11 protein-coding genes are annotated in these 14,756 nt (G+C 51.3%); 9 read left to right on the forward strand and 2 right to left on the reverse strand.

Features of this window, described 5'->3' with window-relative positions; all coding sequences use genetic code 11:
* Window positions 1-89 precede the first annotated feature (89 nt).
* Window positions 90-653, reverse strand: coding sequence for a hypothetical protein (locus tag BP71_RS02935; protein WP_496376425.1), 564 nt, complete (start codon window positions 651-653; stop codon window positions 90-92).
* Window positions 654-837: 184 nt separating this feature from the next.
* Here BP71_RS02935 and BP71_RS02940 point away from each other — a divergent pair, with 184 nt between their 5' ends.
* From BP71_RS02940 to BP71_RS02980, 9 genes are all read left to right on the forward strand, one after another.
* Window positions 838-1,533: a LytR/AlgR family response regulator transcription factor gene (locus BP71_RS02940; RefSeq protein ID WP_496376427.1), complete on the forward strand. Its 696-nt coding sequence runs from the start codon at window positions 838-840 to the stop codon at window positions 1,531-1,533.
* A gap of 155 nt (window positions 1,534-1,688) precedes the next feature.
* On the forward strand, window positions 1,689-3,881 hold the full coding sequence (locus BP71_RS02945) for an ATP-binding protein (RefSeq protein ID WP_496376429.1): 2,193 nt from the start codon (window positions 1,689-1,691) through the stop codon (window positions 3,879-3,881).
* Window positions 3,882-3,987: 106 nt separating this feature from the next.
* Window positions 3,988-5,196, forward strand: coding sequence for a hypothetical protein (locus BP71_RS02950; protein WP_496376431.1), 1,209 nt, complete (start codon window positions 3,988-3,990; stop codon window positions 5,194-5,196).
* Between the two features lie 69 nt (window positions 5,197-5,265).
* A complete protein-coding gene (locus BP71_RS02955; RefSeq protein ID WP_496376433.1) occupies window positions 5,266-6,537 on the forward strand; it encodes an MFS transporter in 1,272 nt (423 codons plus the stop codon).
* A 96-nt stretch (window positions 6,538-6,633) separates the two neighbouring features.
* The gene (locus BP71_RS02960) at window positions 6,634-7,875 is read left to right on the forward strand and encodes a GDSL-type esterase/lipase family protein (RefSeq protein WP_496376435.1); all 1,242 of its coding nucleotides are present in this window, start codon (window positions 6,634-6,636) and stop codon (window positions 7,873-7,875) included.
* 201 nt (window positions 7,876-8,076) lie between these two features.
* Window positions 8,077-11,529, forward strand: a complete 3,453-nt coding sequence (locus tag BP71_RS02965) for a PVC-type heme-binding CxxCH protein (RefSeq protein WP_496376437.1) — start codon at window positions 8,077-8,079, stop codon at window positions 11,527-11,529.
* Between the two features lie 227 nt (window positions 11,530-11,756).
* Window positions 11,757-12,374 (forward strand): hypothetical protein, encoded by a 618-nt coding sequence (locus tag BP71_RS02970; RefSeq protein WP_496376439.1) that lies wholly within the window; start codon window positions 11,757-11,759, stop codon window positions 12,372-12,374.
* 288 nt (window positions 12,375-12,662) lie between these two features.
* A complete protein-coding gene (locus BP71_RS02975) occupies window positions 12,663-13,406 on the forward strand; it encodes a ThuA domain-containing protein (RefSeq protein WP_496376441.1) in 744 nt (247 codons plus the stop codon).
* Window positions 13,407-13,415: 9 nt separating this feature from the next.
* Entirely contained in the window at window positions 13,416-13,943 is a 528-nt protein-coding gene (locus BP71_RS02980; RefSeq protein WP_496376443.1) for a class I SAM-dependent methyltransferase, read from the forward strand.
* Here BP71_RS02980 and bla read toward each other — a convergent pair.
* Window positions 13,933-14,667 carry a subclass B1 metallo-beta-lactamase gene (bla, locus tag BP71_RS02985; protein ID WP_496376445.1) on the reverse strand — a complete coding sequence of 245 codons (735 nt, stop codon included), beginning with the start codon at window positions 14,665-14,667 and terminating at the stop codon, window positions 13,933-13,935. The two genes, BP71_RS02980 and bla, sit on opposite strands and share 11 nt — an antisense overlap.
* Between the last annotated feature and the right edge of the window lie 89 nt (window positions 14,668-14,756).

Below are 14,756 nucleotides of genomic sequence, written 5' to 3' on the forward strand. Positions count from 1 at the left end.
GTGACACAAAAACTCGGCCCGGAGGTGATTGCTCCCGGGCCGTTTGTTCGCTGATGAAGAGGTGATTCCACCGGATGTTATGATCCCTGCTATTTGCCGATGTTCCTGAAAAACGATACTTCCCCATCGGTTTTGACCATCAGCACATTTGCCTCCTTGCCTTTGGAAACGGTCACGAAATAGTGATCTGCGTCGTCGAACTGGGTGCCGTAGAGGAGCATGTTGGTGTCATTGTTCTGATTGTCTTTGTATTCCACCACCGCGCCGATCGCATAACCTTTGAAGTGCTTGCGGATATCTTGCTGGGCCTTAGCAGGAATGTCGGCGAATTTTTTGTCGGCCGTGGTGCCCACCAGCATGAAGCGGCCATCATAATAGGCAGTTTGTTTTTGTCCGTCTTTGGTGAATGTCGCTTCGTCGAACTGCGGGCCTCTTACCCATTGCACGTCGGACGGCTGACCGAAGTCGGCATAAAAACTGTCTTTGGAGCGTGAACTTACATTGCCGCGATTTTCAGCGTGGGCTTCCACCCGGGCCTCTTTTCTTTCTGCTTTGTGTTCTTTTTTGGCGTCTTTGGCAAGGGTTTGAGCCTGAGTTTGGACGCCTGCGACAGCCATTGCGGCGATGATAGCGGATGTGATGAAAGTTTTCATTGTGATGCTATGTTTTGGTGATTGATGCGTTTGAATGACCCAAAACTATCGGGTGAGCCCAAGCCTGGAAACAGGGAGTAGGCAGAAGGGCAGAAAGAGTCGGTGAAAGCCGGTAAAGTGTCTTTGCAATATCTTTTTTTCCTTACATTGGTTTCCGTTTCCTCCAATCTAACCGCCTGTTCCCATGAATTGCCTGGTCATCGACGATAACATCATCGCACGTACCACTTTGAAGCAACTTGTCAAACAAGATCGTGACCTGGTACTCACAGGCGAATGCGAAAATGCGATGGATGCTTACCGGAAGATCATGGATGAACCGGTGGACCTGCTGCTGCTCGATATTGAAATGGAAGGCATGACGGGTATCGAACTCGTGAAAAGCCTTGGAAGCAAAAATCCGGTAATCATTTTCACCACTTCCAAAAAGGAGTATGCCGCCGAAGCCTTCGAACTCAATGTGGCTGACTACATCACCAAACCGGTAACGCCAGCACGATTTTTGCAGGCGGTGGAAAAGGCAAAGGAAATTTTCAGGAGTAAGAAGCAGGAAGTGAAAATAGAGGAAGATGCATTCCTTTTTATCCGGGATTCCAGCATTGTACGAAGGTTGAAGATCGATGATGTCCTGTATGCCGAAGCGATGGGGGACTATGTGAAACTCTATACCGCGGAGAAGTTCTATTCCGTGCATTCCTCTCTCAAAGAAGTGGAAGGCAAACTGCCGGAGTCGAAGTTCCTGCGCGTGCACCGTTCGTTCGTCGTGCAGGTAGGGAAGATCGATACCATGGAGGGCGGCACGCTGATCATCAACCGGAAGATGGTGCCCGTCGCTGACACGTACCGTGCGGCGTTGAACCGGCGGTTGAATATTTTGTGAAGTTGTGGGGATGGTGTGATCGATGCTCGATGTGTAATGGCGGCTACCGATGCAAAACTGCTCCCTGCCGACTTAAAACGGTATTCCGGCGACCGTCTCTTGAAGAAGACTACTGCATCAGCTAAATTGAATCTCCATTCAAAGGAATCGATTCTATGAGAGTCAGGACGCTTGTTATATACATTACCATCGGGTTTGTGGTCGCGGTGCTGGCGCTGATCGGGGCGCAGTATGTGATGCGGGGGAATGTGAGGGAGCTGATCCGCGGAAATGAGAATCTCCTGAATGAGTACCGCCTTAGCAACGTACTGGTGGGCCTGCAAAAGGACCTGTTGCTCATGGATAATCATATGAAGACGGCGATCAGCACAGGAGATTCGGGTAAGCTGATGGAGTTTGAAAAGGACGCAGCAAAGGTCAGGCAGGACCTCGGTGCCCTGCAAAGAAAAGGGACCCCCGCCGCCTCGGTAAAATACCTCCCCGAACTGGGTTCGCTGGTCGACCGGAAAATCGAATACAGCCACGAGCTTATCGACAGTTTCTACCACGCAGGCAAGCCCGTACCCGAGCACCTGATCGCAGGCAGCCGCGCCATCCGTCTTTCAGAACAGATCAGCCGGTTTACCCACCGCATTGACACCAGCGGGCGCGTCGCTTTGGCGGAGCGGGTCAAGTCGGTCGACCAGAGCGGAAAACGCGTATTGCATTGGAATTTGTATGTCATTGTGCTCGTGCTCGTTGTACTGACCGCCGTTTTTGTCGTAATCATCGACCGGATGAAAAAGCAGGCGGAGCTGATCGGCCAGCTCAATACCAGCGAGAAGAAGTTGAAACAGGCGGTACTGGTCAAAGAAAACTTTCTCGCCAATATGAGCCATGAGATACGCACGCCGCTGAATGCGATATTAGGCTACACGAATCTGCTGCAAAAGAAAAAACTCGACGATGATACGCGGCTCCATCTCCACACGGTACAGCAGTCGGGAGAAACGTTGCTTTCGATTGTGAACGACATTCTCGATCTCTCTAAAATCGAATCGGGGATGATGCGGATCGAGTACGTGCCGTTCAGTCCCGAGGCACTGGTGCATTCGGTGACGACCCTTTTTCACCACCGTTCGGTCGAAAAGCACGTGCCACTGGTGGCCTCGTTCGACCCGTCCGTTCCCGAAATGCTGAGCGGAGATCCCACTCGGCTCACCCAGATACTTGTCAATCTGGTCGGAAATGCATTCAAGTTCACAGCCCACGGCGAAATCAACCTGCGGGTAGCTGCCGTGCCGGACGGCGAAGAGCAGGTAATGGTTTCTTTTGAAGTGAGCGACACCGGCATCGGGATCGGACCTGAGCAACTGGAAACTATTTTCGAGCGGTTCCGGCAGGCGGAGGACTCGACTACGCGGCAGTATGGCGGCACGGGACTCGGGTTGTCGATCGTCAGGGACCTGGTATACTTGCAGGAAGGGAATATTGCCGTAACCAGCGAAGAGGGGAAAGGCACGTCGGTAACCGTGACGATTCCCTATCGCGTCGCGCATGGCGCGGAAACAGGCGTCACCGGCATTCCGGACGCGGAGGCGCATCCGCAGCAAACGGGCCTGCGGGTACTTATCGCCGAAGACCACGAGATCAACCAGGGCCTGATGACACGCCTCATGCAGGAGCGCGGAATTGAAAGCAGGATTGCCGGCAATGGAAAGGAAGCCATCGACATTCTTCAAAACGAATCCTTTGATCTCGTATTTATGGATATTCAAATGCCTGTCATGGACGGTTATGCTGCTGCACGGGCCATCCGGGACGATTTAAAGCTGGATATGCCGGTCATCGCCATGACTGCCCATGCCATGGAAGGGGAGCGGGAAAAATGCCTGAGCTTCGGGATGAACGACCATATTTCGAAACCCGTACGTGAAAGCGAACTCGATCGAGTGTTCAGGCGCTATGGTACGCCGGTCGTCAATGGGAATTCGCAACCGAACGGCACTCCGCGAGGCAATTTCAAAGTCATCGACCTAGGTTACATGAGGGAGATCAGCAACGGCGACAGTATTTATGAGAAACTAGTAACCGAACAGTTTCTCCACCTCATGCCCCGCGAACTGGAAGCATTGTCGGCCGCGGCGGCCAAAAGAGACCTGCGGGAGGTCCGGCGCATCGCGCACGGCATGAAAACGACCATTTCGATCATGGGTTTAAATCCGCTGTTGGACGACGATCTGGATGCATTGGAAAATGAACAGCTGAACAATAATGGTACCGGCGACCGGCTGAATAAGGTACTGGCAATTTGTAAAAGTGCATTGGGTGAAGCCGGCGTGCTTTACGGTCGGCTTCAAAAGGACTAAGGCAGGTTGGCTGCGACGCAGCGGCAATAGTATTTAGCTTGTCAAAGTAATTGGATAAGTGATTTATGGTTTACTTTGTTGCGATTTCAATCCAATGACTTTGAGAATGTTCAGTAATAAGTTGCTGTGTGCTTTTGTCCTGCTATTCATATCTGCTTTTGCCCATGCACAAATACGCTTTGAAAAAGGGTTTTTTATCAGTAACGATAACATCAAAACAGTTTGTAGCATCCGGAACGTGGATTGGGATAACAGTCCTTCATCGTTCCGATACCAGTTGCCGGGTAGTAACGAAGTGCTCGAAGGCACGTTACAGGAGGTCCGGGCCTTCGGGATAGACCGGGATTACTCGTATGTGCGCGCCCTTGCGAAGGTGGATCACAGTTCGACCGATGTAAACCGGCTTTCCAATGGCCGCAATCCTGAATGGCATGAGGAACTGGTGTTCCTGAAAATACTCGTGGAAGGAGAGGCGAAGCTGTTGCAATATAAGCGGAGCGAGATCAGCCAGTTTTACTACCAGAAAGCCGACTCTTTGTATATTCCGCTGGTATTCAGGCGGTATATTGATGGTGAGGGCAAACCGGCGACTAATTTCGGTTTTCGCCAGCAACTACTGAACGACTTTCCCTGCCAGGGCATTACACAGCTGCAAATTGAACGGACTACTTACCGCGACAGCGATCTGATACGCTTTTTCGAGCGTTACAATGCCTGCCACAGTCCCGGGGCTGCAACGACCGTGGTAAGGGCAAAAAGAAATGTTTTCAATGTGAAAATTACTTCAGGGGCAGATCTGACGATGCTTTCGACCCGGAACTTTACATTTACTGACAACGGTCAACGAGAGAAAAGTGCGGTTTCGGCGCGGATCGGTGTGGAAGGCGAGTATTTTGCACCGTTTCATAAAAACAAATGGTCGCTTCTGGCTGAACCGAGTTTTCAGTATTATAAATTTCCATTAGCGCTGCCGGCAACCGCACCGGCATTTAATTTCGATGTCAGCTTCTGGACCCTGGAAGTGCCGATCGGCATCCGTCACCATTTTTATTTTACCGACAAAACCAAACTTTTTGTAAATGTGCTTTATGCATGGACTGTGAAGGAGCAAGCCACAGGCAAGGAGGATGATAATGTCGATCATCGGGTCATTGCCGGCTCCAATTTTGCAGGAGGGGCGGGAATCGGCAGCGGCCGTTTCAGCCTCGAAGCGCGCTACTATTTCGAGCGCAGCCTGTACGCATACCGCGCACGGATTGATCTGGATTATGCCAAAGCATCGCTCATTCTCGGTTACAGGCTCTTCGGGAAGTAGTTTCCGGTTACCCGATGGTAGAACCGCCGTGCAATTGGGTTTTAATGCATATCATTTCCTGAATCCTGCATGAAGCCGCAACTCGCACAGGTACGCTGGTACCGGATTATCCCCGTTGTTTTTGTCACATACAGCCTTGCTTACCTCGATCGCGCCAATTTCGGATTCGCCGTCGCAGGCGGGATGGCCGACGACCTGGACATCGATCCCAACACCTCGACCTTACTGAGCTCGCTGTTCTTCCTGGGCTACTTCTTTTTCCAGATCCCCGGCGCGCATTATGCCGCCACCCGTACGGCCAAGAAGTTGATATTCATCTCGTTGATCCTCTGGGGAGGGTTAGCCGCGGCGACCGGGATGGTCAACAATACCACAGTACTCATTGTGATCCGCTTCATGCTCGGTGTGGTGGAGAGCGCTGTAATGCCTGCGATGCTGATATTGCTTAGTCAATGGTTTACCAAAGAAGAACGCTCCCGCGCCAACACATTCCTGATCCTCGGGAATCCCGTGACGGTGTTATGGATGTCGGTGCTCTCGGGTTACCTCATCGACTCGATGGGCTGGCGGTGGATGTTCATTTTACAGGGCGCACCGGGCATTGTCTGGGCATTTATCTGGTGGAAACTCATCGACGAGCGGCCCATGAATGCAAAGTGGCTGACGGAGGAAGAAAAAGTGGCCGTAGAAGAGAAACTGAAAGCCGAGCAGGCGGGTATCAAACCGGTCAAAAACTATGCGGAAGCATTCAAATCGACCAAAGTGATCCTGCTGTGCCTGCAATACCTGCTATGGAGCGTGGGTGTTTACGGCTTTGTGATGTGGTTGCCTTCGATCATCAAGGCGGCCCCGAATATGAATATGGTCACCACGGGCTGGCTGGCGGCGGTACCTTATGTGTTTGCGGTGATCGGGATGCTGGCCGCGTCCTATTTTTCGGATAAAACGGGCAACCGGAAGGTATTCATCTGGCCGTTTCTGCTTGTTGCAGCGGTATGCCTTTATGCGGGGGTCTGGATCGGTGCGGAACAGTTCTGGCTCGCCTATGTGCTGCTTGTGATAGCCGGCGGGGCATTATACACCCCTTATGGTCCCTTCTTTGCGGCCATTGCCGACATATTGTCCAAAAATGTGATCGGTGGGGCGATCGGGCTGATCAACAGTCTGGGCGCCCTGGGCTCTTTTGCGGGATCTTACCTGGTGGGTTATCTCAACAGTGAAACGGGTAATTTCAACGCATCCTACACATTAATGGCGGTGGCGCTGTTGCTGGCAACGATCATTACGATGCTTGTCATCCCGTCGCCGGTTGTCAGTTACAAAGTGCCGGAAGAGGTGTGATATTCCTATTTTTAATAGTACAGTACGGTTAAGTTCCGCTACTTCGGGTCTTTGTATCCTAGTAATTACTCTGCTTAAACACTTAACTCAAAGTAAATGAGAAGAATGAAGGTGCCGGTACTGCCGGTTTATGTGTTCCTGTTGTTTTTAGCCCTCGTCTACGGACCCACCATCGCACAAAACAAAAGCCCGGTCGGCAATACAGCATTCACGCTGAAAGATGGCGACCGCGTGGTTTTCCTCGGGAATTCCATTTTTGAGAACGATTTCCAGTATGGTTATCTCGAACTCGCATTGACTACCCGTTTCGCCGACAAGGGAATTACCTTTCGGAACCTCGGCTGGACCGGCGACAATGTTTGGGGAGAAGCGCGCAGCACGTACACCAATCCGCCGACACCCTACGAGCACCTCATGGAGGACATTACCAAGGCGGCCCCAACCGTCGTTTTCCTAGCATACGGAGGCGTGGAGGCGCAGGAGGGACAAGCAGGTGTAGTGCATTTCAAAGAAGGCCTCATCAAGCTGATCGACAAGATCGACGCGCTGGGGGCGAAAACGGTGCTGCTTTCCACCATTCCGGTCGTTTCCAGCGATACCGCGCAGCATATCAACCATCGCAATGCCGATCTTGAATTGTATTCCAAAGCGATTTCCGATGTGGCCTCCCAGCGCGGCAAGCAGTTTATCGATATTTACAATCCGGTGCTGAATACTGGCAAAAAAGCCGATATCATCGAAAACACCGTCCATTTGAACGAAGCAGGCTACTATTACCTCGCAGATGTGCTCGAAAAGGCATTAGGCCTGCCCGGCGACCGCGAGACTTCGACGATTACCATTGCCAAACCGACGCCCTATTCTTCGAACGTCAAAATCCTGACCGACAGCAAGGATAATAATGTGATTGCGCGCTTTGTGGCAGCGGACAAATACTTACCATTGCCGTTTCCACAGGCCAGCAGCTGGGTAGGCAACGATGCCAATGTGGTCCGGATCGTCGGTTTGAAAAAAGGATACTACACGCTCACAGCCGCTAACGAGCAGGTGGCCACCGCCTCCGCGAAAGAGTGGGAGAAAGGTGTGGAGATCAAACAAGGCCCGCAATTCGAGCAATCGGCGCGGATCAGGGAGATGATTATTCGTAAAAACGAGCTGCATTTCTTCCAGTACCGGCCATTGAACCAGACCTACATCATCGGTTTCCGCAAATACGAGCAAGGCCGCCATGTGCAAGGCCTGGAAGAGCAGAACATTCTCATCAAATGGCTGGAAGGGCAGATCATTCTGAACTCCGAACCGAAGGAAGTGGTGTACGAGTTGCGGAAGTTGGAATGAGGGACTTCGGCTGTCAGTAGTCGGCTATTGGCAGCCGGTTTCAATGCTCGTGACACAAAAAAAGGTGCAGCGCACCGCAAAATTTGTAACAAACCGAAAGCCGAAGACTGACAGCCTTTAAAGAAACGTAAAAAAGGTGCAGCGCACCGCAAAATTTGTAACAAAGCCGAAAGCTGATAGCCGACGGCCGACAGCCCAAATATGAGAAAACTACTATACGGAGCATTGCTCCTGCCTATGGTCCTGCTAACCTCCTCGACGGAGCCTGAGCAGCATCCATTCAACCTCGACCCTGATGTAGAGAAGGAGCAGAAATCCTTCAAAGTGGCCGATGGTTTCGAAGTAACCCTTTTCGCAGCCGACCCGATGGTAGCGAAGCCCATCCAGATGAACTGGGACAATGAAGGCCGCCTCTGGGTGGTCAGCAGCACGGTGTACCCGCATTTGAAAACCGGGGAGTCGGCCAATGACAAGATATTTGTACTGGAAGATACCGATGGAGACGGAAAAGCCGACAAATCGACCATTTTCGCCGAAGGGCTGATCCAGCCGACGGGTATCCTTCCTGGTGACGGCGGGTGCTATGTCGCCAACTCCACCGAAATTCTGCATTTCGCAGATACCGATGGCGATGGCAAGGCCGATAAAAAGCGCCGCATCCTGAATGGTTTCGGAACCGGCGACACACACCACCTGATCCACACTTTCCGCTGGGGACCCGAGGGACGGATGTATTTTAACCAGTCCATTTACATTTACAGCCACGTCGAAACGCCGTTCGGCATCAAGCGCCTGGAAGGGGGCGGGGTGTGGCAGCTCAACACGCGTAACCTGGACATGGATGTGTACGCACGCGGGCTCGTAAATCCGTGGGGGTTGCAGTTTGACCGGTGGGGGCAATCCTTTCTGACGGACGGGGCAGGCGGAGAAGGTATTAACTATGCGTTTCCGGGTGCTACTTTCGTGACTGCACCAGGTGCTGCACGCCTGCTGCGCGGGCTAAACCCGGGGCAACCGAAGCATAGCGGCCTGGATGTGGTTTCCGGCAGGCATTTGCCCGATGCCTGGCAGGGGCGGATGATCACCAACGATTTCCGCGCTAACCGTATCAACAGTTTCAAACTGGAAGAGCAGGGAAGCGGCTACGTTTCCAAGCAGACCGACGACCTGATGTGGTCCGACAACGTTGCGTTCCGTCCGGTGGACATCAATGTGGGGCCGGATGGCGCCATTTACGTAGCCGACTGGTATAACCCCATAATTCAACACGGAGAAGTGGATTTTCACGATCCGCGCCGCGACCAGCAGCACGGCCGTATCTGGCGGATCGTAGCCAAGAACCGTCCGCTCGTGAAGAAACCGGAACTCGCCAAAGCGGGTGTTTCAGAATTGCTGGAATCATTGAAGCTTCCCGAAGAATGGACGCGCCTGCAAGCTAAACAGACATTGAAAGCAAAAGGAGCCAAAGAAGTGATCCCGGCGTTGCAGAAATGGGTTGAGGGATTGGATAAAAACGATGCGCAATATGAGCACAACCTGCTCGAAGCGCTTTGGGTTTATCAGACCATGGAAACCATTAACGAACCGGTCCTGCTGAATTTGCTGAATGCCAAAAGTCACAATGCCCGGGCGGCCGCTTTGCGTGCAATGGCGCTATGGTACCCTAAGGTATCCAACGTCCCGGCGTTGCTGGCTAAAGCCGTAACCGACAACCATCCACAGGTCCGCCTGGAAGCGGTGATCGCATTGCGTAAGACCAGGACGGCCACCGCAGCGAAAACCGCATTGACGGTACTTGACGCGCAAATGGATGAATTCCTGGATTTCGCATTGTGGCAAACCGTCCGTGAACTGGAACCGGTGTGGGTATCCAAACTGAAATCCGACGCCAACCTTTTGGGAGACGCCAAAAAGACATCCTACGCCTTGAAATCCGCGACCAGCCCTGAAGCTGCTGCATTACTTACCGGATTGTACCAGAAAGGTCAGGTGCCGGAAGAATATCAGAAAGACGTACTTGCGTCCATTGCACGTTTGGGCCAGCCAGCCGACCTGAACATGCTGCTCGATCTGGCCGTTCAGAATAACAACAAAAATACCGCAGCACAGCTGGCTGCACTGGAAGAAGCCGGAAGCCAGCGCCACGTGGCCCCCAACAAAAATCCCGAGCGCATTGCCTCGCTGATCACCAGCGATGACGAAGCGGTAAGCCTGAGCGCGATCCGTTTGATCGGGCTGTGGAAGTTAGCATCATTGAACGACCGTCTCACAGGGCTGGTCCAGAATGGCAATCCGGCTACGAAAAAGGCGGCGCTGGGTGCTTTGGGGGCTATTGACAAACCCAAAGCCCTGCAACTCGTCACCGATCTGACTGGTCCGAAAAATACACCGGAAGTGCGCATTATCGCGGCCGCTCAATTGGCGGACCTGGATGCGAAAGAAGGAGCCCGCGTGAGCGCAGAGTTGATGCGGACTTTGCCGGAAGGCACCGATATGTCGGATCTGTTCCTGGCATTTATTCCTTCAAATCCCGGTTCAGCGGCATTGGCCGATGCCATCGCTGCCAGGAAGATCCCGGAAGCCGTGGCTAAAAGAGGTCGCGTGCTGGTGCAGCAGCGTGCCGGCTGGACGCGTCAGAGTATCGACGAAATTGCTGCATTGAAAAAGGCATTGGAAGCATCAGGCGGGTCGATACCGGCCCCGAAAATGCCGCAGGACCTGGATGATAAAGCCATCGAAGGCCTTGCCAAACTGGCCAGGGAAAAAGGGGATGCCGCCAAGGGAGAACTGATTTTCCGTAAAACGGAGTCGAGCTGTACGACTTGCCATGCCATTGGGGGCGCGGGAGGGCTGATCGGCCCGGATCTGAGCAGCCTTGGTACCAGTTCGCCGGCGGAAACCATTATCCGTTCGATCCTCTATCCGAGCACATCCATCAAGGAAGGCTACGACCTGAAGCGCGTCGTGAAAAAGGACGGCTCAGAACTGATGGGTTATCTGGCGTCTGACGGGGCCAATGAAATCGTCATCCGCGATGTGACCGGAAAGGAAGTGTCGATTGCCAAAAGCCAGGTGCAGGTCATGGAGAAAGTTCCTGGTTCATTGATGCCTCCGGGCCTCACCGCCAGCCTAGACCGTGACCAGTTCGTAAACCTCATCGCATTTCTTACCAAATTGGGCGAGCCTGGCGATTTCCGTGTGCCTAACACGCGTTTTGTACGCAGATGGGAAAATGTCACGCTAAGCAAAGACCTCGCCGGCAAATTCTCAATGGAAGGCTCCGTCATCGCAGGCAAAGGCGCAAAGGTGATCACGGCACCGATGTACAGCAAAGTCTCCGGTGAACTGCCGGTCGAAGACCTGTCCGAAATGCAGAACAGCACAGGAAAGCCATTCAGTATCGTCCGTTTTGAGATAGAAGCATTGACGAAAGGGCCGGTTACCTTTGGTCTGAGCAGCGCCAGCGGTATCACGGTGTATAACGGCAACAAGCTTGCCAGGATTACTGGAGGTACGATCACTACCGATCTTGCGCAGGGCATTCAGCCTATTACACTCGTGATCGACCGGAGCATCGTGAAAGAGGGTGGTTTGAAAGTAGAGTTGAAGGATGTTAATGGCGGCGCGCAGACGCGGTTGAAAATGGGGAGGTAATGACATTAGCATAGTCTAGCTGACAAAACAGTTTGACTATGCTAACTTCCTTCAATATTTACAGCTTGTTGAATACACTTTTTGTGGAGAGCCTTATAATATCCCAAATTACTCAGTTGGTAATCGGTCATCAAAAAAGTAAAATTTTAGACTGATTTTTACGTACATACGGGAACTATAAGGTCCAATTCAGGAAGGTGTGTTCAATGATGTTCGAAAATGATAAAATGGAGCAGGAGACTTGGAGTGAGTCGGTGGAACGATTTCGAAAGGTCTTTACTTTTACGATTGAGCGAGTAAAGGAGATAGAACTCGAAGGTTATGGATCCTTTGAATTTAGTAAACCTGAAAGCATAGAATCGTTGCAGGCGCTGGAAGTTTATATCGGCTTTAGTATACCAAATTCGCTAAAAGACTTTTGGTTAACTCAGGGCTCTCTTCGAATTGGCACTAGAGGACATAGAACTGCATTTGAGGTCTATTGTGTCAGAAATGGTCAATCCATGACTTTTAAGAAATTTTGGGAGCTTATTGATGTAGAATTAACAAGTTTGCTGGGCGAGTTCCTCTCTATATCTGAAATTGCTGAGTTAAACCAAAATTACTTCGTTTTTGGCGAAATATTTCTGGGTGACAGCAATCGTGAGTATCTATACTTCACTAAATACGGGTCGTTCGGAACATTAGTAATTTATCATGATGACGATAGTGGGCTGATTGGCCTTAGACAGATGATCGCCGGGAAAGGAAATTTTTTTACTAGCCTTGATGAACTATTTTCATACTGCATGAATCTGAAAATTGATAGGATTTACGAATGGATGAAGGATCATGACGCTTTATAAAATACTTAAATCATTAATTCAGGCTAACACAATGGCATCCAGTTTGAATGCGTAAATAATACGGTCTTATGATTTTCCGACAATGCTTTTGGAAAAGAAATGGACAGATTTTTGACGTTTGCCCTCCAATGGAACGGACCTTCAAGCCCCAAATGTCGTTCAAATACATATAGAAGGTGGCCTGTTCAAATTTTCAAACGCTCCGAATGTTCACCGCCTTCCGCAAGTAAATTTCTTCCCACATTTGTTTTAGTACTAATTACATCATTAATCAATTTCCAAAACATCATGTTCAAAAAATTACTGGCCCTGGCTCTGGTGATCGGAAGCGCGGTTACGGCGCATGCACAGCAGTTCAAGGCGTTGCTCTTTACTAAAACTGCTGGTTTTCACCACGTTTCTATCCACGAAGGCGTGGCCGGGATCAGGAACCTGGCATCGAGGCATAATTTCTCGGTCGACTGGCAGGAAAATGCCGATGTTTTCAATGATAAAAGTCTGGCTAACTACTCGGTAGTGATCTTTCTGAACACGACAGGCGATATCCTCAACGACGCTCAGCAGGCGGCACTCGAAAAGTATATTAAAAGCGGAAAAGGCTGGGTAGGCATTCACGCTGCGGCGGATACGGAATATGACTGGCCTTGGTATGGCAAGTTGTGTGGCGCGTATTTCAAAACCCACCCGGCGCAGCAAACGGCCTTCCTGGACGTTAAAGACAGCAACTTCCCGGGCCTGGAACGCTTTCCCAAACGCATGATGTGGACCGACGAATGGTATGAATACAAAAAACCGTTGAATGCCGACGACCTGAAAGTGCTCATCACGATCGATGAAAAGACTTATGATCCTAAGACCAGCCAGGGAACCGGCATGGGAGACCACCCGATCGCCTGGTATCACAACTTCGACGGCGGCCGCGCATTCTACACCGGCCTGGGCCACATCGGTCTGGTTTATTCCGACCAGTCATTCCTGGATCACCTTTATGGCGGCATTTACTGGGCGGCGACAGGTAAAGGACTGAAATAATGTAGCGCTATGGCGGTCATACCCGAAAGGTTTAGCTGGGCAGCAGAACTTATGGACATCCGCCCGGATGTCCATATTCTTGAAATCGGCTGCGGGACGGGCATTCTGGCCGAATGTATATGCAAGAGAATGCATCAGGGCAGTTTCCTGGCCATCGACCAATCGGCGCCTTCGGTCGAGAAGGCCGTGAAGCGAAACAGACAGTTTGTCGATGAGGGGCTGGCCGAATTCAGAGCTGAACCGGTTATGGATGCTGGCTTGCCTCCCCGGCATTTTGACCTGATCGCCGCGTTCAATGTCAATATTTTTTGGCAAGGGCGCGGAAAAGGGGCACATGACGAAGAGCTGGCCATGATCCGGGAGACATTAAAACCGGGTGGCCAGCTTTTCGTTTTTTACCAAAGCCCTTTCGACCTCACGCTCGTGGACGCGGAGCCCATTCGCGCCAGTCTACGTGGCAGTGGGTTTCTTGTGAAAAGGGAATATATTAAGAAACTGTCGCCTACTTCGGCGGTTTGTCTGGTTGCTACTCGCTAAACAACTTCACCGTGTAATCCAGCAAAGCCGTGTCGCCAATTTTTCCGTGACCGGGTATCACTACTTTTGCATCGGGATATTTTTCCTTGATCTTCGTCACGGTGGCGGGCCAGGCTTTTACGTTGGCATCTGCCAGGTTGCCTTTGGTCGCATCGAGTTCCTTGATGAGGCATCCGCCGAACATGATCTTTTCGTCGGGGAAATAGCCGATAATGTTGTCGCGCGTATGTCCTTCACCGTAAAATGCTGCAAGCACTTTCTTTTTGCCAACTTTCAGGTCGAGCCGATCGTCAAAACCTTTTTGAGGAACGGGAAATTTCCGCTCCTTGTCGAATGCAATTGTCTTATTCGTCGCATATGATGGGATTCCGTGCTCGTGAAATGCCTTCAACCCACCTACGCAATCCTCATGAAAATGTGTCGCGATGACGGCCTTTACTTTGCAATGCAGGCTGTCCTCGACCCAGCGTATTACCCTTTCGGAAGTGGCGTCATCCGCCGGTGTATCAAAAATCACCGCCTCGCCGCCATCGAATACAATGAGGCCGTTGCAGGGCACTTTGCCGAAGCTTTCGGTTTGGAGATAGGTTAGGTGCGTGTAGGCGTGGTCGCTTACTTTTTGAAGGACCAGGTCGTCGGTCTCGAAGCCGTTGACAGGTGTTTGCGCGTAGGTGATGGTGGAAAGTAAAATGAGGAAAATCGAAAGTAGGTACTTGGGTGTCATGGTAATTGTAATGAAAGAGTGAAAGAATTTGCCAAAAGGCAAGATAATCGGAATCAACGATTATTCAACGACGTGATTTAGAAGTTACT

The organism is Dyadobacter ginsengisoli DSM 21015 (assembly GCF_059568735.1).